The sequence below is a fragment of the Campylobacter concisus genome (assembly GCF_902460675.1).
Classification (GTDB): domain Bacteria; phylum Campylobacterota; class Campylobacteria; order Campylobacterales; family Campylobacteraceae; genus Campylobacter_A; species Campylobacter_A concisus_AJ.
The window spans coordinates 1,080,309-1,102,574 of record NZ_CABPUQ010000001.1 but is presented as its reverse complement, the minus strand read 5'-3'; the positions used below and the strand labels follow the sequence as shown (position 1 = coordinate 1,102,574).

23 protein-coding genes and 1 tRNA gene are annotated in these 22,266 nt (G+C 38.0%); 20 read left to right on the top strand and 4 right to left on the bottom strand.

Annotated elements, in window-relative coordinates; all coding sequences use genetic code 11:
* The first annotated feature begins 56 nt into the window (after positions 1–56).
* The 20 genes from F3G88_RS05335 (at position 57) to F3G88_RS05240 (ending at position 18,549) form a co-directional block, all read left to right on the top strand.
* Positions 57–446, top strand: a complete 390-nt coding sequence (locus tag F3G88_RS05335) for a DoxX family protein (protein WP_103574042.1) — start codon at positions 57–59, stop codon at positions 444–446.
* 135 nt (positions 447–581) lie between these two features.
* On the top strand, positions 582–1,994 hold the full coding sequence (nhaC, locus tag F3G88_RS05330; protein WP_103574041.1) for a Na+/H+ antiporter NhaC: 1,413 nt from the start codon (positions 582–584) through the stop codon (positions 1,992–1,994).
* Entirely contained in the window at positions 1,991–3,124 is a 1,134-nt protein-coding gene (iadA, locus tag F3G88_RS05325) for a beta-aspartyl-peptidase (protein ID WP_103574040.1), read from the top strand. The genes nhaC and iadA overlap by 4 nt, the downstream gene beginning before the upstream one ends.
* Positions 3,125–3,204: 80 nt before the next feature.
* On the top strand, positions 3,205–3,600 hold the full coding sequence (gene rpsL / locus F3G88_RS05320) for a 30S ribosomal protein S12 (RefSeq protein WP_149715568.1): 396 nt from the start codon (positions 3,205–3,207) through the stop codon (positions 3,598–3,600).
* 78 nt (positions 3,601–3,678) lie between these two features.
* Positions 3,679–4,149, top strand: coding sequence for a 30S ribosomal protein S7 (gene rpsG / locus F3G88_RS05315; protein WP_002941142.1), 471 nt, complete (start codon positions 3,679–3,681; stop codon positions 4,147–4,149).
* A gap of 12 nt (positions 4,150–4,161) precedes the next feature.
* On the top strand, positions 4,162–6,240 hold the full coding sequence (gene fusA / locus F3G88_RS05310; RefSeq protein WP_149715567.1) for an elongation factor G: 2,079 nt from the start codon (positions 4,162–4,164) through the stop codon (positions 6,238–6,240).
* 78 nt (positions 6,241–6,318) lie between these two features.
* Positions 6,319–6,395 (top strand) — tRNA-Arg (locus F3G88_RS05305).
* 116 nt (positions 6,396–6,511) lie between these two features.
* Entirely contained in the window at positions 6,512–7,126 is a 615-nt protein-coding gene (locus tag F3G88_RS05300; protein ID WP_149715566.1) for a tRNA 2-selenouridine synthase, read from the top strand.
* Between the two features lie 71 nt (positions 7,127–7,197).
* On the top strand, positions 7,198–8,631 hold the full coding sequence (locus tag F3G88_RS05295) for a thioredoxin reductase (protein ID WP_223228735.1): 1,434 nt from the start codon (positions 7,198–7,200) through the stop codon (positions 8,629–8,631).
* Positions 8,632–8,711: 80 nt separating this feature from the next.
* Complete coding sequence (locus F3G88_RS05290; RefSeq protein ID WP_149715565.1) at positions 8,712–9,089, top strand: rhodanese-like domain-containing protein; 378 nt, start codon at positions 8,712–8,714, stop codon at positions 9,087–9,089.
* 153 nt (positions 9,090–9,242) lie between these two features.
* The gene (locus F3G88_RS05285; protein ID WP_149715564.1) at positions 9,243–9,677 is read left to right on the top strand and encodes a Dps family protein; all 435 of its coding nucleotides are present in this window, start codon (positions 9,243–9,245) and stop codon (positions 9,675–9,677) included.
* An 83-nt stretch (positions 9,678–9,760) separates the two neighbouring features.
* Positions 9,761–10,348 (top strand): hydrogenase-4 component G, encoded by a 588-nt coding sequence (locus F3G88_RS05280; RefSeq protein WP_149715563.1) that lies wholly within the window; start codon positions 9,761–9,763, stop codon positions 10,346–10,348.
* Positions 10,349–10,474: 126 nt separating this feature from the next.
* The gene (locus F3G88_RS05275) at positions 10,475–10,912 is read left to right on the top strand and encodes a hypothetical protein (RefSeq protein WP_149715562.1); all 438 of its coding nucleotides are present in this window, start codon (positions 10,475–10,477) and stop codon (positions 10,910–10,912) included.
* A 267-nt stretch (positions 10,913–11,179) separates the two neighbouring features.
* Positions 11,180–12,403 carry a major outer membrane protein gene (locus F3G88_RS05270; protein WP_103558373.1) on the top strand — a complete coding sequence of 408 codons (1,224 nt, stop codon included), beginning with the start codon at positions 11,180–11,182 and terminating at the stop codon, positions 12,401–12,403.
* A 93-nt stretch (positions 12,404–12,496) separates the two neighbouring features.
* Positions 12,497–13,054, top strand: coding sequence for a c-type cytochrome (locus tag F3G88_RS05265; protein WP_009294491.1), 558 nt, complete (start codon positions 12,497–12,499; stop codon positions 13,052–13,054).
* Positions 13,055–13,099: 45 nt separating this feature from the next.
* On the top strand, positions 13,100–16,195 hold the full coding sequence (locus F3G88_RS05260; RefSeq protein ID WP_149715561.1) for a cytochrome c biogenesis protein CcsA: 3,096 nt from the start codon (positions 13,100–13,102) through the stop codon (positions 16,193–16,195).
* A complete protein-coding gene (locus F3G88_RS05255) occupies positions 16,196–16,630 on the top strand; it encodes a fatty-acid--CoA ligase (protein WP_149715560.1) in 435 nt (144 codons plus the stop codon). It abuts the gene before it with no gap.
* 191 nt (positions 16,631–16,821) lie between these two features.
* Positions 16,822–17,202 (top strand): hypothetical protein, encoded by a 381-nt coding sequence (locus F3G88_RS05250; protein WP_148785497.1) that lies wholly within the window; start codon positions 16,822–16,824, stop codon positions 17,200–17,202.
* A gap of 105 nt (positions 17,203–17,307) precedes the next feature.
* A complete protein-coding gene (locus tag F3G88_RS05245) occupies positions 17,308–17,898 on the top strand; it encodes a hypothetical protein (protein ID WP_149715559.1) in 591 nt (196 codons plus the stop codon).
* A 63-nt stretch (positions 17,899–17,961) separates the two neighbouring features.
* A complete protein-coding gene (locus F3G88_RS05240) occupies positions 17,962–18,549 on the top strand; it encodes a hypothetical protein (RefSeq protein ID WP_223228734.1) in 588 nt (195 codons plus the stop codon).
* A gap of 34 nt (positions 18,550–18,583) precedes the next feature.
* On the opposite strand, the gene F3G88_RS05235 is transcribed toward F3G88_RS05240, so the two are convergent.
* The 4 genes from F3G88_RS05235 to F3G88_RS05220 are packed head-to-tail and all read right to left on the bottom strand — an operon-like array spanning position 18,584 to position 22,224.
* Positions 18,584–19,051: a phosphatidylglycerophosphatase A family protein gene (locus tag F3G88_RS05235; protein WP_021092968.1), complete on the bottom strand. Its 468-nt coding sequence runs from the start codon at positions 19,049–19,051 to the stop codon at positions 18,584–18,586.
* Positions 19,052–19,059: 8 nt separating this feature from the next.
* Positions 19,060–20,241: a sulfate adenylyltransferase gene (locus F3G88_RS05230; RefSeq protein ID WP_149715558.1), complete on the bottom strand. Its 1,182-nt coding sequence runs from the start codon at positions 20,239–20,241 to the stop codon at positions 19,060–19,062.
* Entirely contained in the window at positions 20,219–21,109 is an 891-nt protein-coding gene (locus F3G88_RS05225; RefSeq protein ID WP_149715557.1) for a response regulator, read from the bottom strand. The genes F3G88_RS05230 and F3G88_RS05225 overlap by 23 nt, the downstream gene beginning before the upstream one ends.
* Positions 21,106–22,224 (bottom strand): bifunctional 2-C-methyl-D-erythritol 4-phosphate cytidylyltransferase/2-C-methyl-D-erythritol 2,4-cyclodiphosphate synthase, encoded by a 1,119-nt coding sequence (locus F3G88_RS05220; RefSeq protein ID WP_149715556.1) that lies wholly within the window; start codon positions 22,222–22,224, stop codon positions 21,106–21,108. The genes F3G88_RS05225 and F3G88_RS05220 overlap by 4 nt, the downstream gene beginning before the upstream one ends.
* Positions 22,225–22,266: the final 42 nt, after the last annotated feature.

Sequence of the window (22,266 nt, the reverse complement as noted above, 5' to 3'; positions counted from 1 at the left end):
AGCCATTAATCAATATTAAATAAAATCCATAACTAAAAATATGTAACGGAGATATTATGAAAAATGTCGATCTTGGACTCTTATTTCTGCGCTTAGGTCTTGGAATTTGCCTTTTTATGCACGGATTTGGCAAAATTTTACACGGAGTTGGTGGCGTAAAGAGCATTTTAGTTGGCGCTGGGCTGCCAGGCTTTTTGGCGTATTTTGCCTATCTTGGCGAGGTCTTAGCTCCTATCATGATCGCTGTTGGCTTTTACTCAAGAGTCGGAGCCGTGCTAGTTTTTGGCTCTAGCCTTGTGATCTTGTATTCGTTTTACGGACTATCAAATTTACTAGATCTTACTAATGTAAATGGTTTTAAAGCAGAGCTTATATATCTTTATATCGCTATATCACTTTGCATCATCTCGACTGGCAGCGGCAAATACGCTATCAAGCAAGACTGATCTAAATTTAGCACATATCAAATGTGCTAAATTTTCACACATTTTATTTAAAATTTAAATTTAGTTTATTTTTTTATAACACTTTAAGTTTTTTGCCTTTAAATTCAAAAATATCTCAAATTTAAAGGACACACGATGGAACAGACAAAAAAAGAGCCTTCGTTTCTGCTGGCTCTTACGCCTATCTTGGTTATGATCGTAGGCCTTGCGCTTGGCGTTGGTTATATGAAGCTAAAGGTTGAGCCGATCATTTTGATAGCAGCCCTAGTGGCTGGTGGCATCGCTTGGAGACTAGGATATAGCTGGAGCGAGCTTCAAGAAGGAGTGATAGAGAAAATTTCAAGCTCACTCCCGGCACTTATGATACTTTGGGCGGTCGGTCTGCTCATTGGCTCATGGGTATTTTCAGGCACTATCCCTATGATCATCTACTACGGCGTGGATCTTATAAGTCCGCAATATCTAGTCCTAACTGCTTTTGTCATCGCAGCTATCATCTCAACTGTAACTGGCACATCTTGGGGTTCTGCTGGCACAGTTGGCGTCGCTATTATGGGCATAGCTCAAGGTCTTGATGTAAATTTAGCAGCAACTGCTGGCGCGGTAGTTGCAGGAGCATACTTTGGTGACAAGCTCTCTCCGCTCTCAGACACAACAAACCTAGCTCCGATAGCAGCTGGCTCAGAGCTTTATGAGCACATCAAACACATGTTTTATACGACTATCCCAGCAACTATCGTTGCGATAGCAGCTTATCTATTCTTTGGTAGTGAGGCTGCAAGCAGTGGTGCAAATGTTTCAGAGTCGGTTTTGGCGCTTCAAGGTCAGCTTGATAAAATTTTTCACTGGAACATCATCTTACTTTTGCCTGTGCTTTTTGTCTTGGCTGGCTCGGTGCTAAAGTGGCCAACGATACCTGTTATGATCATCGCATCTCTATTTTCAGTCGCTCTTGGTGTGATCGTTCAAGATTTTAGCTTTAAAAATGGTTTTATCTCAGTGATGACTGGCTTTAACGTCACGATGAGCGGCATTAATATGGAGTTTTCAAAAGATATCACGAAGCTTCTAAACAGAGGCGGCGTGAGCTCGGTAAATTCAACCACTATCCTAGTCATCTGCGCTATGGGCTTTGCTGGTATCATCTCAAAAACTGGTATGCTTACAAAGGTACTTCACACCATTATGGCAAGGGTTAAATCAACAGCAGGAGTCATCATCTCGACTATCGGCTCATGCCTAACTGTCGCATTTGTCACAGGTAGCTCATATCTTTCTATCCTCATCCCTGGCGAGATGTTTAAAGACTTTTATAAAGAGAAAAATTTAGCAGCCAAAAACCTCTCAAGAACACTTGAAGACTCTGGCACCGTTATCGTCCCACTCATCCCTTGGTCAGCAGCAGGCGCATATATGACAGCTACACTTGGCGTGCCAACGGTAGAGTACTTGCCATGGGCGATACTAAACTACATGGGCGTTGTCTTTGCTATCATTTTAGCTCTTACTGGCATCGGCATAGCTAAGGTAAACAAGGACGCCAAATGATACTTATAAAAAACGCCAAAATTTACTCGCCAAAATTTCTTGGCAAAAAAGATATATTTATATGTAATGGCAAGATCATCTGCATAGCCGAAAATTTAGAGCCAAATTTACCAAATGTAAAGGTGATCGACGCTTCAAATTTCACGGCTATACCAGGTCTCATCGATAAGCATGTGCATATCACTGGAGGCGGCGGAGAGGGCGGCTTTAAGACTAGAGTGCCTGAGATCATGCTATCAAATTTAATAGAAGCTGGCATAACGACAGTCGTAGGACTACTTGGAACTGATAGCACGACAAGAAGCGTTGAAAATTTAGTCGCAAAAGCACACGCGCTAAACGACGAGGGCATTACATGCTACGCTCATACTGGCGCATACAGCTCTAAGACGCCAACCATAACTGGCGATATCGAAAAAGATATTGTCTTTGTTGATCCCATAATCGGCACAAAACTAGCCATAAGCGACCACCGCTCATCAAGCGTGAGCAAAGATGAGCTCGCTCACATAGTCTCAGCTGGCAGGGTGGCTGGTATGATCAGCTCGAAGTCAGGCCATACTACGCTTCACATGGGTGACGGTAAAAAGGGCTTAAATTTGATCTATGAAGTGCTAAATGAGTACGACATGCCGATCACGCTATTTCAGCCAACGCACGTAAATAGAAACGAGGAGCTTTTTAAACAAAGCTTTAAATTTATAAAAGACGGCGGCTATATCGACTTTACCTGCATGCCAGGACTTACGCCACTTGAGGCTGTGAAGCGCATCAAAAAAGAGAATTTGCCAACAAACAAGCTCACGATAAGCTCGGACGGCTTTGGTAGCTACTCTAGCTATGATAGCGACGGAAATTTACTAAAAATTGGCATCGCTAGCGTTAAGAGCCTATATGAAGAGTTTATAAATTTTGTAAAAGATGACTTTAGCATCGAGGAGGCGTTGCCATATTTTACGACAAACGTGGCAAGAAGTGTGGCTTTACAAAATAAAAAAGGCGAGATAAAAGAAAATTTCGATGCAGATATTTTGCTAATCGATGAGAAATTTGAGATTAAATTTGTCGTTGCAAAGGGTGAAATTTTAAAAGACGACAGTGGTTTTATAAAAAAAGGAACTTATGAATAAGTCTAACTTATTAACCGTTATTTAAGCTTTTTTTAAATAAAATTAGGTCTTTTTAATAAATTTAGTTGAAAGGAATTATTGTGCCAACCATAAATCAATTGGTCAGAAATGAACGCAAGAAAGTGACTGTTAAGTCAAAATCTCCAGCGTTAAAAGAGTGCCCTCAAAGAAGAGGAGTTTGCACTAGGGTTTATACTACAACTCCTAAAAAACCAAACTCAGCTTTGAGGAAAGTTGCCAAAGTTAGGCTTACAAGCGGTTTTGAAGTCATCAGCTATATCGGCGGTGAAGGTCACAACCTACAAGAACACAGTATCGTTTTAGTTCGCGGCGGTAGGGTTAAAGACTTACCAGGTGTTAAATATCACATCGTTCGTGGCGCACTTGATACTGCTGGTGTTGCAAAAAGAACAGTTTCTCGTTCTAAATATGGTGCAAAACGCCCTAAAGCTGGCGCTGTTGCTCCAAAAAAGTAAAAAATTAGGTTCGCAGACGTTGCTTAAATTTGCAAACGTTTGAGTAAAATTTCATAAAAATTTGAAGGAAAAATCAAAATGAGAAGAAGAAAAGCTCCTGTAAGGGAAGTTTTACCTGATCCGATTTACGGAAATAAAATAATCACTAAATTTATTAATTCTCTTATGTATGATGGCAAAAAAAGCGTCGCTACAGAGATAATGTATGGTGCTATTAAAGCTATCGAAAAGAAAAATGCTGAGGTTAAAGGCATCGACGTTTTTAACGACGCTATCGAAAATGTAAAACCTATTTTAGAAGTTAAATCACGCCGTGTTGGTGGTGCTACTTATCAAGTGCCAGTTGAGGTTCGCCCAGCTCGCCAACAAGCTCTTGCTATCCGCTGGCTTATAACTTTTGCTAGAAAAAGAAGCGAAAGAACAATGGTTGATAAACTAGCAAATGAGCTTTTAGATGCGGCAAATTCAAAAGGTGCATCTTTCAAGAAGAAGGAAGATACTTACAAGATGGCAGAGGCTAATAAAGCATTTGCTCACTACCGCTGGTAAGAAAGAATTAGTATGGCAGAGAGAAAAACGCCTTTACATAAGGTAAGAAATATCGGTATTGCGGCTCACATTGATGCTGGAAAAACAACTACCAGCGAGAGAATTTTGTTCTTCACTGGTATGAGTCATAAGATAGGTGAGGTTCATGATGGCGCTGCTACTATGGACTGGATGGAGCAAGAAAAAGAGCGTGGTATTACTATTACATCGGCTGCAACTACAGCGTTTTGGAAGGGCTACCAAGTAAACCTAATCGACACTCCGGGACACGTTGACTTCACAATTGAGGTTGAGCGTTCTATGCGTGTTCTTGACGGTGCTGTCGCGGTATTTTGTTCTGTTGGTGGTGTTCAGCCACAGTCTGAAACTGTTTGGAGACAAGCAAACAAATATCACGTACCAAGAATCGTTTTTGTCAATAAAATGGACAGAGTTGGTGCAAATTTCTTTAGAGTTGAAGAGCAGATCAGAGAAAGATTAAAAGCAAATCCAGTACCTATTCAAATTCCAATCGGTGCAGAAGATAACTTTAAAGGCGTGGTTGATCTTGTAAGAATGAAAGCATACGTTTGGAATGACGAGAAAAAGCCAACTGATTATGTTGAAGAAGAAATTCCAGCTGAAGTTAAAGATAAGGCCGAAGAATACCGCGCAAAACTAATCGAAGCTGTTTCTGAGACAGACGACAGCTTGATGGAGAAATTCTTTGCAGGTGAAGAACTAACTGTAGAAGAGATCAAAAAAGGTATAAAAGCAGGCTGCTTAAGAATGACTATCACGCCTATGCTTTGCGGAACTGCGTTTAAGAACAAAGGTATCCAACCTCTACTTGATGCTGTTGTTGATTATTTACCAGCTCCAGATGAGATTGCAGCGATAAATGGCGTTTATGAAGATGGTACTGAAGTGACTGTTGAAAGTACAGATGATGGCGAATTTGCCGCTCTTGCGTTTAAGATCATGACTGACCCATTTGTTGGACAGCTAACATTTATCCGTGTTTATAGAGGAAGCCTCGAAAGTGGTAGCTACGCTTACAACACAGTTCAAGACTGCAAAGAGAGAATCGGCCGCTTACTAAAAATGCACTCAAATAAACGTGAAGAGATTACTGAGCTTTTTGCTGGTGAAATCGGCGCCGTTGTTGGTCTAAAAAATACTCTAACTGGTGATACTCTTGCAAGCGAAAAAGATAAAGTTATCCTTGAGAGAATGGACTTCCCAGAGCCAGTTATTAGCGTTGCAGTTGAGCCAAAAACAAAAGCAGATCAAGAGAAGATGGCGATCGCTCTTCAAAAACTAGCTCAAGAGGACCCAAGCTTTAGAGTTAGTACAGATGAAGAGAGCGGACAAACTATTATTAGCGGTATGGGTGAGCTTCACCTAGAGATCATTGTTGATCGTATGCTTCGCGAATTTAAAGTTGATGCTGAAGTTGGTCAGCCACAAGTTGCTTACCGTGAAACTATCCGTAAGGCAGTTGAACAAGAGTATAAGTATGCTAAACAATCAGGTGGTCGTGGTCAATACGGTCACGTATTTTTACGCATCGAGCCACTTCCAGCTGCTAGCGGATTTGAATTTGTTAACGACATCAAAGGTGGTGTTGTTCCAAAAGAGTACATCCCAGCTGTTGAAAAAGGTTGTAAAGAAGCGCTTCAAAGCGGTGTTCTTGCTGGATATCCAGTTGAAGATGTTAAAGTTACACTTTTCGATGGTAGTTACCACGAAGTTGACTCATCTGAAATGGCATTTAAACTTGCTGCTTCAATGGGCTTTAAAGAGGGCGCTAGAAAAGCAGGTGCGGTTATTCTTGAGCCTATGATGAAAGTTGAAGTCGAGACTCCAGAAGAGTATATGGGTGATGTTATTGGCGACCTCAATAAGCGCCGCGGCCAAGTAAATTCAATGGATGATAGAAATGGTGTAAAAATCATTGCAGCTTATTGTCCGCTAGCTCAAATGTTTGGCTACTCAACAGATCTTCGCTCAATGACTCAAGGTCGTGCGACTTACTCTATGGAATTTGATCACTACGAAGAAGTTCCTAAAAATGTAAGTGAAGAGATTATTAAAAAGAGAAATGGCTAATTAGCCAAAAATAGGGCAGAGCGATCTGCCCTTTAAAATTTAACTACTTGGATAAAATTTAAACTATCTTACAAATTTGTCCTCATAGCTCAGCTGGATAGAGCGCAGAATTCCTAATTCTGAGGCCACAGGTTCGAACCCTGTTGGGGACACCATAAATAAATTATTTTTAAATAAATCACTACTTTTATCTGATATTAAACCATTTTAAGATGGGTCATAAAAATTATAATAAAATATTCAAAACGAGTTTTTTTAAAGGATACTAGATATGAAATTTACTAGAGTTATGTTTTTGCTACTAACAAGCTTATTTTTAATAGCCTGTTCTGTAAATCAAACATATAACAATATAAGTGTTTCTGAGTTAAGAAAATTAGCTAAGAAACATGGTGGAGTTTATGTGTTTAATGAGAAATTTGAAAAAGAGATAGCCACCAAAGAAAAGACAAGGCGGGAAGCGGAGCTAGCAATAGTGAATGCTTCAAAAACAGATGCTGATATGAGAAAGAATTTAAAAGGATTTGATACAAAATATCCTCAAATCCTCTCAAATGGCAAACCATACTATACTCTTAGAACTTATCGTAAGGCCGTAAAATTATCAAAGGAATATGTCAATAAAGTGATAGACTATATAGGTCAAGATGATTATTCTAAATTTATGCCAGATATCGGTGTCTGGTCTTTTTATCTTGATGACAACGACAATATAGTGCCTATCGAACTCACGGTCTCATATGATTATCAAGTCAAAATATATGGGCTATTTGGTGATGAAGGTAGAGGCTTTTATATGTCAAGAAAAGAGTCAAGATATGTGCCAGGCGGAAATAAATTTATCCTTACTAACGATAAATTTGAAAAAGTAAATAAAAATGAGTGAAATTCTAGTAAAAGAGTAATTAAATTTTCAATATAATCACGTAACATTTTATAATCATGTAAAATAATAGCATGAACGAGGCTTATATGGCAAAACAAAAAAGTATAAAAAAAATAAAATATTCATCCATAAACTACATAAATAAACCAAGAGAAGATGTAGAAAATTTGCAAATCAAAAATAACAGCATTAATAAAAAATTTATGCTTGTTAGTTTGGCTCTAGTTGTGGCAGTAGTGGCAATAATATATTTTAAGTGGAAAGGCCATGATACTTATAGTGTTATGGCACTTAACGGCAGGGAAGTAAAAATAGACAAAATAACAAATTTGATAGTCGCTAAAAAGAACGATGAAAGGCAATTAGCCCCAGAAGCTGCAGCCCAACTAGTCATAGACTCTCGCCAGATACTAAACTCATCTCCATATAGACACTATGAGCCAGAGTACTATGATACAAAGAGCTATTATGAGCCATTTAAAAAATGGTTAGACATAAGCTATCTTTCAAGCTCTACTAAAATTTCACCTTGGACAAAATCGGAAAAAGCCTACTTTGAGAGCTTAAAGACTAGAAAAGAGAGATATGCATACTTGGTAAAAAGAAGCAATCTAAAATGCGCAATGATACACATACCTGATGATGCCATAGGTAGAGTAGATAGCAATGGCAAACTAACAAAGCCAGAGTATGCTGCAATTTATGATGAAGTAGATAGAAATAAAAATACACTAAAATCAGAACTCTTTATAGGAGAGTGGAATTTATGTGCTGGAGTATTAGGTAATCCATCAGCATTTGGTACTGGCGGTTCAGCAGGATTTAAAGCAAGAGATTTTCAAAAAGCATTTCTGGCAGCCCAACTAGGAGTAGTAGAAGCATTAAACTATCTGGCAGACTCTTTTAAATACTACACTTATGGGATGGGAGTAAATAAAAATTTAGACACCTACGAAAAAATTCGTAAACTATATAAAAATCCCCCACTAGATGAATATGGAATGATACCTTATCTAGATGAGATAGTAGGGAACTACTTCGTGATGGATTTTAATAGAAATGGAGTGGCAGCAATGCCAGATAATTCTTTATATAAGGACCTAAGAGAACTCGTAGAAGATAAAGGTAAGCTACTAGACCCTAGAGACCTAGATGCAAACGAGACTACAAGGGAAGAATTTGTAAAGTATGTCAATAAAAATATAGGATCATATCAATATAAATTTGAAGAGTATGGCTTTTCAGATCTATGGGAGTATAGGGAAATGGAGGATTTTATAGATACAACCATCTTGGGCTCTTTGGTGATGTCATTAACTCCACCAGAGGGATATCCTAATGCACCGTACTACAACACACCAGAAGAGCTAACAAGACTATATGAGGCTGGCAAACTAGATAAGAAACTAAATCCTCTTATCCCTGTAATGTACAGAGATAGTTTTCCAAAAGATCTTAGACGAAATATACTAAGATATGCAAAAGAGCATAATATAACGGACTAAATTTGAGCCATTATATAAAAATAGTTTTTGGTTTAATAAAACAATGCTAACATTTCAAAAAATTTATTTAAGGAGAGTAGATGAAAAAAATTTTACTTTTAGGAGCTGTTTGTTGTATGTTGTCGGCTGATGTTAAAACTGTTAATATAAGTCCAGATGAGATCAAAAAATATGATCAGATTGTCGATATTAGAACTCCATCTGAGTGGCAAGAGACTGGCATTATAACTGGTGCGAAGACCATTACTTTTGATCCAAGCGACAAGAGTGCATTTTTAGATGAGCTTTCAAAGGTAGTTGATATCAAAAAGCCTATCGCACTTGTTTGTAGAAGTGGCAGAAGAAGCACGGCAGCAGCTGCAGCGATAGATAATTCAGATCTTAAGATTATAAATTTAGATGGTGGCATGAGTAGTTTGATTGAGCAAGGTTACAAAACTACGCCATATAAAAAATAGACAAATCTCCAAATTCTACATTTGACTACAAGATAAATTTATTTTGTAGTCAAAATTTATACTAAATAATAAATTTTATTATTTGATTAACCAGTGATTAACTCTAACTACATATAATTTCATCACATTTAAACAATAAAAAAGGAGACAAAAATGTCAAAAGTTATTTTACAGTTAAACACAATTCAGGCTGATGCGAATGCACTTTACATTAAATTTCACGATCTTCACTGGAATGTAAAAGGTATTCAATTTTTTAGCGTCCATGAGTACACAGAAAAAGCTTATGAAGATATGGGTGAGATATTTGATGCAGTTGCAGAAAGAGCTCTTATGCTTGGTGGCAGACCTATCGCAAAGGCTGAGGAGCTAGCAAAAGTCGCTCACATAAAACACGAGCCAAAAGAGAGCTACACTCCGACTGAAGTTTTGGATATTGTTTTGGCTGATTACAAGCACCTTTTGGGTGAGTTTAAAAAGCTTGATGAGCTTGCAGAGGGTGACACAACAACTCAAATGTATGCTCAAGATCAAATAGCGAAATTTGAAAAAGCCATCTGGATGCTAAACGCAACACTTGGCAAATAATTACAGCGGGAGCTCTCCCGCTTTATCCTAAATAAATTCCACCTTTTGGCGATATAGTTTCTATAAACTTAAAGGAGCCAAATATGCAAATCAGTCAAATCGTAAGCTCATACAACACTTCAAGTGTAAAAGAAAATGTAAAATCAGAAATTTCACTTCACAAAGATGAAAAAGAGGTTTCTAAAAAGCAGCCTGAGGTTTCAAATTTAAGCGCAAAAGAGATCTCAAATAGCTATTTTTTGCAGTATCAAAAAGAGATCACTCAAAGCGCTAGCTCAAATTTACTAGCACAAGGTGGTCTAAGCTTTAGCGTGCCCGAAAATTTATCAGACATTTTAGCTGGACTTGATCTAGCAGGCATCGGCTACAACGGCAAAGCTCTAGGAGAGCTAAGTAGTGATGAGGCAAGTGAGCTAGTTAGTGAAAATGGCTTTTTTGGCATTGCAAATACAGCCGAGAGGATAGCTGGCTTTGTGTTAAATGGCGCAGGTGATGATGTAGAGAAGCTAAAAGCTGGCAGAGAGGGCGTGGCAAAAGGCTTTGAGGATGCAAAGAAAATTTGGGGCGGTGAGCTTCCTGAAATTTCACAAAAGACTATCGAAAAGACCCTTGAGACGCTTGATAAAAAGATCGCTGAGCTTGGCGGTAATGTTTTAAACGTATCAGCCTAAATTTCTTGGGGTCTCTCCCAAGAAATTTAAATATATTAATGTAAGCACAAAACTCAAATTTTAAAAACTCGCAAATTTTATTTAATCTTAAAAGTTATACTTTGCTCTTTATATCAAGGAGAAAAGATGAAAGCTAAAATTTTACTTCCTCTAGCAGTAGCCACTATGTTTTTGGGATGTTCATTTTTTGATGATAATCCACCAGTCCGCAAGCAACCAAGGCAAGCTACTAAAACTGCGCCCGCAAAAAGCTCTATCAAAGGCTTTATAAAAGATGTCAGTTATAAAGATTCGAAATACTGCTACGAGATAATAGCCAGCGATGTGAAAAATCACAAACTAAACAAAGCAAATTTTTGTGCAAACAGATATTATTACGATAAGGGCGATCTTGTCTATGCGACTTTTTACGCAGATAAGCTCATAGACATGCTTCTTATAAAAGAGGGCGGCTCTAGGGGTGCATATAATGGTATAAGAAAACCGCAGAATGAAGTGGTCGTTAAAAGAAAAAATATAAAAACGAATATCGAAGTACCAAAAGAGGAGAAAATTTCTTTTTAGATTACCGTTGATTTACTGCTAGCATATATAATTTCATCAGCAATCAAAACTAGAACTCCTTTTAAGGGGCAAAGCAACGGCCCCTTTTTCTTTTTACCCCCATTTTAAAAGTCTCATTTGTGAAAGATAAATTATCAAAATATACCTCTTTTTGGTCAAAATCGGTAAACGATCGGTAACAAAAGTGCAAAATTTTATGATTTTTTAAGCTTCATATTAAAATTTATTGATTATAATCGTCATCACAAAACCTTAAAAGGAGAAAAAATGAAACTAACAAAAATTAGTTTAGCCGCTTTGGTTGCTTTAGGCGCATTCTCAAGTGTAGCAAGTGCTACTCCACTTGAAGAAGCTATAAAAAATGTTGATCTTTCTGGTATGGCAAGATACAGATATACTCATTTACATAAGTATGACAAAACACAAAAAGATGTTAAAAAGTCAAATGGTGCTGGTCATAACTTTAAAATGATCACAAATTTTAAAGCTGCTATCGATGATAATTTCTTTGGCGTTGTTGGTTTAAGATACAATGATACTGATGGATCAGGTGATAATGCTGGTACTGGTACAGATAAAACAAACACAACTGGAACTTTTGGTGTTCACCAATTCTATCTTGGCTATAAGATCGGTGGTACTACTATAACAGCTGGTAAACAAACTATTGACTCATACTTTACTGATGACGCTATCGGTACTGGTGTAAGAGTAGTAAATGAAGATATAGAAGGTCTTACTCTAACAGCTTTAGCTTTTGATGCTCTTGAAGGCAATGGCGAGAGCGATGGCAAATTATATGATGCAGCTGTAACTAATAAATTAGATAGCTATGACGTTGGTAACTTATATGCAGCTGGTATTGCTGGTTCATTTAATCCAGTTAGCTTCCAACTATGGTATGGCACATTAACTAACCTAGCTGATGTACTTGCAGCTGACGTTTCAGCTAAATTCGACATCACTAATGACTTTGCTCTAGGTGCAAGACTTAACTATGCAAATAGCACAGCTGATAAAGAAGCTAAAAACATCCTTGGCTACAATGATGGTAACTTCTATGCTGGCGAACTTTCAACTTCACTATTTGGTTTTGATCTAGCTGCTGGTTATATCGGCTGGAAAGCTCAAGATAAGGGTGTGTCAGCATTTACATTTGAAGATCAAGGTGGTCTAATAACTGCTGGTGAAGATGTATTTGACTGGACATATGCAGAGGGTAAAGGTAACTTCTTCTATGCAACAAGTGCATATACATTTGATAAATTCACTGTTGGCTTAGACTATGTTAAAGGTACTCAAAAAACTTCAGGTGGCGCTGGTAACCCAGATGTAAAAGATAAAGTTGAAGAATTTGTTCCAAGATTTGCTTACCAATACAACAAAAAGCTAACATTTAGCTCATTCTATTCTTTCCAAACTCACAAACTACCTGATGATGTGAAGACAAAAGAAGACAAATTTAGATTTGAAGCTAAATACTCATTCTAATTCATAGCTCGTTAATCAACTTATGATATAATCCCGGGTCGGAGCAATCTGATCCGGGATTTTTAAATTTAGAGCAAAATTTCAAGGAAACTCATGAAAAATATCAAAATTTCTTTTTTGGCGTGTTTTTTGGTGGCAAATGCCTTTGCAGCTTCTCAGGTTTATTATATAGAGGCTCGTGGCGAGTTTGGTAAAGAGCTTGCCGAAATGGCAAAAAAGCAGGCTAATGACAGAAATGAAAAAGTAAATGTCTATGTTGATGAAGATCCAAGACGGTATAAAGACAATAGAATTTTAAAATTAGGCGTTGATAGAAAAGGCAGATATAGTGTCTCTTTAGGAAAAGAGCTTTATGAGAAACAATGCGCTAGCTGCCATGGCGAAAGCGCAGATAAAAGACCATTTGGCTCAACACCACTCAAAAATATGGATGCTAAAGATATAGAAGATAGCATTATCTCTTATAGAAGCGACTCAAGCTTTGGTGGTAGCGGTAAAAACGTGATGCAAAACCAAGCTAAGATCGTCTCAAATAATGATCTAGGTGCAATACTTGCTTATCTAAAAGGTAAAGATGCACTTGCAGATCAAGATACAAACGAAAATAAACCAGTTTCAACTGAAACAAAGCAGGGCAGTTATTTAAGATAAATTTCACTTCGGTAGCTTTGCCACAATATAAATAAAAGGAAGCAGATGTTAAATCCAAAAACATTATTTTTAAGTATGGGCTCAGCTATCGTTTTGATGATAATCTTTGCCATAGCTAGCGGAGCCGCCACAATAATAGAGAGCAAAACCAGCACTGAAGCAGCTTGGTACTATGTTTATGGTGCTGGCTGGTTTGCGCTTATCCAACTACTGCTTGGTATAAATTTAGCCTTCAACATCTTTAGATACAATCTAATCGATCCTAAAAAACTCCCATCACTTATCTTTCACTTAGGTTTTATCGTCATCTTAATCGGTGCTGGCATCACAAGATACCTTGGCTTTGAAGCTGATATGCATATACGTGAAAACACTGCTTCAAACGTCGTTAGCACAAAGGTTTCGTATATAAATTTAACAGCGCTTAACGACAAAGGTGAAGAGATCAGCTCGGCTATGCCTTTGGGACTTGCTGATGTAAAGAAGGGCTTTGATCTAAAGCTAAAAACAGCAGACGGTGAGGCTAGTTTAAAATTTAAAGAATTTGTGCCAAATGCAAGTTATAAATTTGTAAATGATGATAGCGGAAAGCCTGTTGTTGAATTTGTAGTATCAAACGAGAGCGAAAGCGAAGAGATATTTTTGCTTGAAGAAGAAGAGGCAAGGGTTGGAGATATCAGCTTTATCTTTAATGCAAAACCAGATGAAAATAAAAAATACGTTCTTTTTAGGCTAAATGATGGAAATTTCACAGTTACTTCAAATGCCGATCTTTCAAAATTTACTATGGCGGATAGCTCAAAAACTGAGCTAAAAGCTGGCAGTGTGAATGAATTTGGCACAGGTAGCTTATATACTATCTCAAATATAAATTTCGCCCCAAGACTAGTCTCAGCGCATGCTTCAAGAAAGCTAGTTAGCTCAAAGGATAGCGAGTTTAATGCGTTGATAGCTGAGCTAAACTATAAAGGTGAGAGTAAAGAGATGCATGTATTTTACAACCTAATGGAGCCTTCACGTATCGCCGTGGCTGGACAGAAATTTAACGCTTCATGGGGGGCTCAGCAGATAAAACTCCCATTTAGCCTCTATCTAAAAGACTTTGAGTTAAAAAGATATCCTGGCTCAAATTCTCCTATGAGCTACTCAAGTGAGGTTGTGGTAAAAGACGGCACGAATGATCCGGGGTTTGATTATAGAATTTATATGAACCACGTGCTTGATTACGATGGATATAGATTTTTCCAAAGCTCATACGACACTGACGAGAAAGGTACGATCCTCTCTGTCAACAAAGACCCAGGCAAGATCCCGACATATATTGGCTACTTTTTGCTAGGTCTTGGTTTCTTGTTAAGCGTCATAAATCCTAACAGCCGCTTTAGAAAGCTAGCAAAACTAATAGATAATGAATCAACAAAAGGCGGTAAAAAAGTGGCTACGCTCATAGCGGTCTTACTTTTGGGCTTAAATTTTAGCTCGCTAAAGGCTGAGGACTTCTTACCACATATCAGCAAAGAGCATGCAGACAAGCTTGCTAGACTCATCGTGCAAAGTCCAGACGGCAGGATGAAGCCATTTGATACGCTTAGTAAAGAGGTTTTAAACAAAATCCACAGAGGCGAGAGTATAGGTAGCTTAAATTCAAACCAAGCGATGCTTTCTATAATGGTAACACCTGATTTTTGGCGAAATGAGAAGATCATCGCACTTGGTCAGAGCAAGGAACTAAAAAAAGAGCTAGGCGTCGATGAGAATGCAAGATACGCAAGCTTTGATGAATTTTTTAAAGCGACAAAAGATGGTGGAAGCGAGTATAAACTAACAAAATTTGCCGAGATAGCAAACCGCAAACATCCAGGCTCACGCAATACATTTGACAAGGATGTGATAAAGATCGACGAGAGACTAAATGTATTTTATATGATATTTATCGGTGAAATTTTCAAAATTTTCCCAAAACAAGACGATCCGTCAAATTCTTGGTATTCGCCTGCTAGTGCGATGATGTACTTCTCGCCAAAAGAGGCTGAGCTAGTCGTTGGTATGATGAGAGAGTACTTCTCGGCTGTTGATGCAGCCACAAAGGATAATGACTGGAGTAAGGCGGATGCGGCGCTTGAGAAAATTTCAGCCTATCAGCACAAATACGGTGCTGCTGTCATGCCAAGTGAGAAAAAGATAGATATAGAAATTTTATTTAATAAATTTCAAGTATTTGACCGCTTGACACCGATATATCTTTTGGCTGGACTTGCGCTTTTACTATTTGTTTTTGTAAAAATGCTAGCACCAAAAGTGCAGATAAATGGCATAGTTAAAGCTGTATATATTATAAATTTACTAGCTTTTCTTGCGCACACAGCTGGACTTGGTCTTCGCTGGTACATCGCTGAGCACGCCCCTTGGAGTAACGCCTACGAGTCGATGGTCTATATCGCTTGGGCGCTTGGTCTATCTGGCATCATCTTTGCAAAACGCAGTCCGATCGCACTTGCGCTTACATCTATATTAGCTGGCGTTACGCTGTTTGTCGCGCACCTTAGCTGGATGGATCCGCAGATCACGACGCTTGTGCCTGTGCTTCAGAGCTACTGGCTAACTATCCACGTCTCTATCATTACTGCAAGTTATGGATTTTTAGGTCTTTGTGCGTTGCTTGGTGGATTTACTTTGCTACTTATCATCTTGCAAAACAAGAAAAAGCCAAATGCAGAGATCGCACGCAATATCACTGAAGCAACACGTATAAATGAGATGGCGATGATACTTGGCCTTAGCTTACTTACGCTTGGAAACTTTTTAGGTGGCGTCTGGGCGAATGAGAGCTGGGGTAGATACTGGGGTTGGGATAGCAAGGAGACTTGGGCGCTAGTTTCGATCCTTGTCTATGCGGCGGTGCTTCACATGAGATTTATACCAAAGCTTAATAATCAATACGCATTTGCCGTTGCATCATTTTTTGCCTATTGGTCGATCATAATGACCTATTTTGGGGTAAATTTCTATCTAGCTGGCATGCACTCATATGCAGCTGGAGATCCGCTTCCAGTGCCTGATTTTGTCTGGATAAGCATCGCCATTATGATAGCGATGAGCGTTCTTGCATTTACGAAACGCTCTCTTTGCACAAGGCTATAGATGCTTCTTAAAGGCTTGATAGTCTTTTTTGTCTTTTTGCTTATAGTTGCCATTTGCGCGCTAATCTATCTTTTGCTAAAAAACAAAGATCATCAAGTCTTAGCAAGAGGGCTAGAAGCTGAGGATGAAGAAGAGATCACGATCGAAAAGCTTGAAGAGCTTGCTAGCGATAAAACTCTAAGCAAAAACGAGCTTTTCGAGCTTATACAAATTTTTGGAGAGAAATTTATAATACCAGCGAAAAAAAATCAGGTCGCTCCAAAAGAAGCTAGCAACTACATAAATTTTATAATCCTCATCTGCTCTCACCAAAATGCCGATGCAAAGCTTATTAGCTTTTTAGACAAAGAGGCTAAAAAGAAAAATCCAAGCTATGTTGCAGAGATCGAAGATAGCGAGAGGATAGGCATAGAAAACCGCAAAAATCGCAGGTAAAAATTTTAAAATCAAGTAATTAGCTTATTGTTCTTTATGCTTTGAACTTATTTTATAAGTAAAAAGTAAAATTATATTTTTATAGGTGTATTTTTTGAATTTTTATAATAATTTTATTTAAGATGATGTTAATAATTTTTTAATAAAAATAAGCATTACTAAGAAAGAAATAAAATTTAATAGGAGCTTGTATGTTTTTAATATACTTGTTGTATCAACTATTTTCTGTTGTTCCGTTCTTGCTATGGATACTTTTAATGCTATTTTGTAGGAGACAAAATATCAAAGTTTTTGCCAATACTTTTGATATAGTTGGTATCAATATTATTTTGCCCATTTTGTTTTTATTCTCTTTAGCTCCTCTTCTTTCTGATGCTGGAGAATATGCTGGCATTACAAACATTCTTGTCTATATACCTATTGGAATTTTTGTATTTTATATTTTCTATAGTTTATGTGTTTGCATTCAGTATAATTTTGGTTATTGGCATTGGATTTTAGCGTTATTTCTTAGATTTTATTGTTTTGTATTGATAGTTATTAGTTTTATATTTTTTGTTTCTTATATGTAGTAATCGTAAAAATAGTAGTGGAATAACATTTAAAAATATGTCAAAATTTAGCTTTGCAGATCAATTTGTATTTTCTGTTAAAATATCGTTGTTAAAGGTTTAGCTATGTATTTGGGTCCTGATAATTATGCTATAAATTCTTTCTTTAGTTTGGTTGTGATCATACTTTTTTTTGTGGCGATTTTTTTCTCACTCATTTTAGTTGGTCGGAGAAATATTAAGGTTTATGCTAATAAATTTGATCTTTTGGGTATACATTTAATTTTCCCATTTATTATATTTCCTCTTACATTTGATTCGTTTATAAATATCGTTGCGTCTTTTCTTGATATTAATACTGATACGAAAATTGTAGTTGGTTTTCTAGTAATATTATCTTTGATTATTTTTTATATCATCTATAGTATTTGGGTTTGTATTAAGTATAATTGCGATCCTATAAACTGCATAATAGCATTGTTGTTAAGATTTCAAGGCATTGTATTTCTCTCGCTTATTTATGTGATTTTTTTGGGTGGAAAAAGTCATGATAAAAAAGACAAAGAAATAACCCCTGAAAATATGAAAACTTTAAACCTTTTCGATCAATTCAGATTTTCTTTATATAGTTTTGTTGCTGTTAGAAAAATTTTTGATAAGGAGAAGTCTGCTTATGTGGTGAAAAATACCGCAAGAAAAGTGAATGATTTTATATAATAGATGCAAGTAAAAATTTAAAAAGAGTATGAAATGATTGATGATATTTACTTATTTTTATATATGGGTTTAATTGTTTTTATTCTCATTTTATTTCCTGCTATTGCTATCTTTTCTGCTGGTAGGCGAAATATAAAAGTCTATCTGAGTAAATTTGGCCTAGTTGGACTGCATCTCATTTTTCCACTCGTGATATTTCCCATCTTTGTAGCTATTTTTAGTGAAGTGGCCGAGTATTTTGGCATTTCAAAAGATACTAGGCTATCTTACATATTTTATGCCATACTTTTTATAATGGCACTTTATGCTGTTTTTGGTTTTTATGTTTGCATTAAATACAATCACGGCTTTTTAAACTGCTTTTGGGCGCTTCTTTTAAGATTTAATTTCATGACCCCGCTTGTTTATTTGCTGTTTTTAGGTGGCAAAGGACGTGATAAAAATGGCAATGAGATAACCCCTGAAAATGCAAAAAATTTAAGCCTTTTTGGAGAGCTAAAATTTTCACTTTATAATATGATCGTCTTTAGAAAAAATCACGACAAAGAGAAATTTGTTGGCAAAGATGAGAAAAAATCTAGCGACAAAGTTTTAGTCTCAAAAGAAGAGTGGGATGAATTTTTAAAATGGAAAAATAGCAGGGAGAGTTAAATTTAAAAAGAGCCAGCAAGATCGCTAGCTCAGTTTACGGCAAAACTACGCCAAATTTCATAGCTATGCCATATATCATCGCGCTAATAATGCCAGCGAAAAATCCAGCGACCATATCATCGCCCATGACGCCAAGCCCGCCCTTTACGTTGCGGTCGATCCTGCCAATAATCGATGGTTTTTTGATATCAAGTACTCTAAAAAGCACGAGTGAGAGAACTAGCTGTGAGATCGTAGCTCCGCTAATGGCGATAGCGAGCCAAACGCCGGCAACTTCATCGATCACGATAAAGCTCTCGTCGTGCGAATTTACCTTTTTCTCAAAATCATCAATAACACTAATGCTCACCAAAAACAGCAAAATGCTAGCCAGTAAAAGCGTGGTCGCTGAGAAAAAATATAATACAAAGTAAGCCGCCACAGCTCCAGCCACCGAGCCCCAAGTGCCAGGTGCCTTTGGTAAAAGTCCAAATCCAAAAAATGTCAAAAATAGCTTTTGCATAAATTTCCTTAAGTGAGTGATGATGTCTGATAAAGCTTCATGAGCTCCTCGTAAAAGTCGCGGTCGGTCTTGTTTTCAAGCAGTCCAGAATTTACAAATAGATCGTCGCAGAGCTTTTGTATATCTTTAAAGCGATTTACATAAAGCTTGCTTAAGATGAGCGCTGAGATTTCAGGCCTTACTAGTATGGCTGGTGGCATGATGCCGTTAAATAGCAGCTCTTTGATCACGTCTGGGTGGTATTTGATCTGGTGGTGCTGTCCGTGCGGGCAGCTTTTGGTGCTAACTAGCGTCTTGCACTTGTTGCAATAAACTAGCTCAGGCAGGACGATCACGTCTAAATTTAGATCGTTTTTGTAGATATCAAGGATCGTGTGAGCTTCGTTGTGGTCAAAAAACATGCCGATACCTGAGTGGTTTTGTCCGATGACTAGCTTGTTTGCGCCAAGCCTTGAGGCTGCGATACACTCAAGCGTTGGGTTGGCATGCGAACTAAAAAGGGTCGTGTTTTTTAGCGCAAAGACAAAGACCTTTTTTGTCGGCAGATAGTTTTGGTTAAAAAAGTCAAGCACTTGCTTTCTGATCTCATAGTCGATGTGTCTCTCTTCGCGCGTTCTGATGAGAAAAACAACGACCAGATCGGCCTTGTCGATAGTCATCCTAACTAGGCGTTCGTGCGCGCGGTTAAATGGATCGGCTGTTAAAAAAACAGCGGTTATCTTTTTGGCGCCGCTTTCGGCTATGAGCTCACTAAGCGCTTTTTTGCTTATTTGCAAGCTCTCATCATATAGCTCAAACTCGCCACTTATGCCGTATTTACCTAAATTTAGCGACATTTCGCTGTTTGATTCATTTGCTAAAAATATATTTTTAGCACGCATGCTCTCGTCAAATTTAAAGACCTTTGCCACGTCGATGTGCCCAACGATCTTGCCGTCCATATTTAAATTTACTCTTTGCCCAGCATGCAGCTTGCTAGCGGTATTTTGATTGATCTCGCCAAATGGGGCAAAGCCAAAAGAGTAGGGCATCGGCTCGCCGTTAAAGTAGCCTTTTTTTGCCACCTCTTTGATCTGCTCGTCGTCCATCAGGGCGCTAAAATTTGAGAGAATTTTGTTTTTGATAAGCTCTAAGGCGCCATAAACTTCGGTGTTTATAGAAATTTCACTATTTTTTCTTGCTGACGTCATATTTCTTTCTCTTTTCCCAAAGTGATTTTCTAGAAATTCCAAGTTTTTTGCTTAGCTCGGTGTCGGGGAATTTATCTTGATAATTAACGATGATATATTTTATATATTCATCGATCGTGACGATCTCGCCGATGTCAAAGTTTTTATCTCTAACCGAGAGTTCAAGCTCCTCAAATGGCGCACTTTGCGCAAAATCGCTAGTTTGGATAGCCACTTTTTTCTTCTTGCAAAGCTCTAAAATTTTCTCTTTTTCATCATCTTTTAGCTCTTCAAGATTTGTGATGTATATTAGCTCGTCGCCACTTTGAGCAAGTGCCTTTTCAAGCTCGCTAAAACAGGCTTTGCCTAAAAACAAAAATGGCAAATTCCCAGCCTTTACATAGTTAAAGATAAATTTATCGCTGTAGCCATTTTTGCTTGATTTTAAAAGAAGTGGAAATTTGATCTTTTTAGCTTCAAAACAAGGTATCTCGTAGTCTTTTAGGGCGAAATTTATATAGTTTTCGTAGTTTTTGATCTCGTTTTTAAAGCCTCTAAACTCTTCAAAATGCCTTATCTTTCTAACAAGCTCTTCTATCATAAACGGCTTTTGGATGTAATCCACCGCGCCCGCTTGTATCGGCTTTAGCACGGTGTCGCTGTTGATGTAGGCGATGAGTAAGATGATGATAGAGCTTTTAAATTTCTCTATGACTGGGTAGAAGTCTTGCCCTGGGAGTGTGGTAGAAAGTAACACTACGTCAAAATTTTCAAATTTCAAAGCCTCTTTGACGCTCTTTGCGATCTCGCAGTCGTAGCCAAAGTCAGCTAGTTTGCTAGCCATCGAGCCAGCTAGGTAAATTTCATTTTCTACTATTAAAATTTTCATATTTGTGTCCAGTTGTAAAATTTAAGGCTAGCACTTGCCATGACAGCGATCCCTTCGCATCTACCGACAAAGCCAAGCCCCTCAGTCGTCGTCGCCTTTACGTTTATGCGGCTCTGGCTTAAATTTAGAGCCTGAGCGATGTTTGCCTCCATTTTTGATTTTAGTTTTGAAAGTTTTGGCTTTTGCGCCATTATCGTGATATCAGCGTTTGTTAGCACAAATCCCACGCTTTGCACCCTTTTATAGGCTTCTTGCAATAGATAAATAGAGCTAATATCTTTAAATTTAGCGTCCGTATCAGGAAAAAGTTCGCCTATGTCGCCAAGCCCAGCAGCCCCTAAAATGGCATCAGTCAGAGCATGAAGTGCCACATCGCCGTCGCTGTGTGCCTTTAGTCCAAACTCATAGTCGATCTTTTCGCCACAAAGCACAAGCGGACGACCCTTTTCAAACTCATGCACGTCAAAGCCGTTACCAACAAAGAGCTCATTTTCTGGTGCTTTTAGGGCTGAAATTTTGGCAAGATCCTCTTTAAAAGTGATCTTTCTAGCCATCTCATCGCCCAATATGTGCCAAACGCTTGCGCCAATGGCTCTCATAGCCGAGCTATCATCTGTGTAAATTTCTCCGCTACTAAGAGCCTTTTTAAGAAGTGCTGTGCGCGAGAGCTGCGGCGTTTGGATAAGTTTTACCTTTTCTCTATCTATTGCATTTTCGCCAAGATAGGCAGTGTCAGCGATCTTTAACGCAGGCACCACGCAGTCAGCCTGAGCGGCCGCCTCGATGATCTTGTGAAAGAGCTCACTTGATATACAAGGGCGCGCGATGTCGCTAACTAGGACAAATTCGCTATTTACTAGCTCAAGTGCGTTTTTTAGGCTATCTTGCCTTGTCTCGCCACCATCAACAAATTTATAATTTGGAGCAAATTTAGACATGTATTTGCACTCTTTACTAACGACGATGATCTCTTTAAATGTGTAAAAGTTACTCAAATTTTTAGCGGCAAATAGCCAAAGTGGGTCGCTGCCTATACGAAGCCATTGCTTCTTTACAGGTAGCTCAAAACGACTGGAATTTCCTGCTCCTAGCATTATAAGTGAGATATCAAGCAAGGTAGCTCCTTTGAAGATTGTTACGGAATTATACACCTAAAA

Bases quoted from the DNA above. Each gene is read 5' to 3' on its own strand.
- F3G88_RS05335 (WP_103574042.1), top strand. From the start codon at position 57: ATGAAAAATGTCGATCTTGGACTCTTATTTCTGCGCTTAGGTCTTGGA.
- nhaC (WP_103574041.1), top strand. From the start codon at position 582: ATGGAACAGACAAAAAAAGAGCCTTCGTTTCTGCTGGCTCTTACGCCT.
- iadA (WP_103574040.1), top strand. From the start codon at position 1,991: ATGATACTTATAAAAAACGCCAAAATTTACTCGCCAAAATTTCTTGGC.
- rpsG (WP_002941142.1), top strand. From the start codon at position 3,679: ATGAGAAGAAGAAAAGCTCCTGTAAGGGAAGTTTTACCTGATCCGATT.
- fusA (WP_149715567.1), top strand. From the start codon at position 4,162: ATGGCAGAGAGAAAAACGCCTTTACATAAGGTAAGAAATATCGGTATT.
- F3G88_RS05300 (WP_149715566.1), top strand. From the start codon at position 6,512: ATGAAATTTACTAGAGTTATGTTTTTGCTACTAACAAGCTTATTTTTA.
- F3G88_RS05295 (WP_223228735.1), top strand. From the start codon at position 7,198: ATGAACGAGGCTTATATGGCAAAACAAAAAAGTATAAAAAAAATAAAA.
- F3G88_RS05290 (WP_149715565.1), top strand. From the start codon at position 8,712: ATGAAAAAAATTTTACTTTTAGGAGCTGTTTGTTGTATGTTGTCGGCT.
- F3G88_RS05285 (WP_149715564.1), top strand. From the start codon at position 9,243: ATGTCAAAAGTTATTTTACAGTTAAACACAATTCAGGCTGATGCGAAT.
- F3G88_RS05280 (WP_149715563.1), top strand. From the start codon at position 9,761: ATGCAAATCAGTCAAATCGTAAGCTCATACAACACTTCAAGTGTAAAA.
- F3G88_RS05275 (WP_149715562.1), top strand. From the start codon at position 10,475: ATGAAAGCTAAAATTTTACTTCCTCTAGCAGTAGCCACTATGTTTTTG.
- F3G88_RS05270 (WP_103558373.1), top strand. From the start codon at position 11,180: ATGAAACTAACAAAAATTAGTTTAGCCGCTTTGGTTGCTTTAGGCGCA.
- F3G88_RS05265 (WP_009294491.1), top strand. From the start codon at position 12,497: ATGAAAAATATCAAAATTTCTTTTTTGGCGTGTTTTTTGGTGGCAAAT.
- F3G88_RS05260 (WP_149715561.1), top strand. From the start codon at position 13,100: ATGTTAAATCCAAAAACATTATTTTTAAGTATGGGCTCAGCTATCGTT.
- F3G88_RS05255 (WP_149715560.1), top strand. From the start codon at position 16,196: ATGCTTCTTAAAGGCTTGATAGTCTTTTTTGTCTTTTTGCTTATAGTT.
- F3G88_RS05250 (WP_148785497.1), top strand. From the start codon at position 16,822: ATGTTTTTAATATACTTGTTGTATCAACTATTTTCTGTTGTTCCGTTC.
- F3G88_RS05245 (WP_149715559.1), top strand. From the start codon at position 17,308: ATGTATTTGGGTCCTGATAATTATGCTATAAATTCTTTCTTTAGTTTG.
- F3G88_RS05240 (WP_223228734.1), top strand. From the start codon at position 17,962: ATGGGTTTAATTGTTTTTATTCTCATTTTATTTCCTGCTATTGCTATC.
- F3G88_RS05235 (WP_021092968.1), bottom strand. From the start codon at position 19,051: ATGCAAAAGCTATTTTTGACATTTTTTGGATTTGGACTTTTACCAAAG.
- F3G88_RS05230 (WP_149715558.1), bottom strand. From the start codon at position 20,241: ATGACGTCAGCAAGAAAAAATAGTGAAATTTCTATAAACACCGAAGTT.
- F3G88_RS05225 (WP_149715557.1), bottom strand. From the start codon at position 21,109: ATGAAAATTTTAATAGTAGAAAATGAAATTTACCTAGCTGGCTCGATG.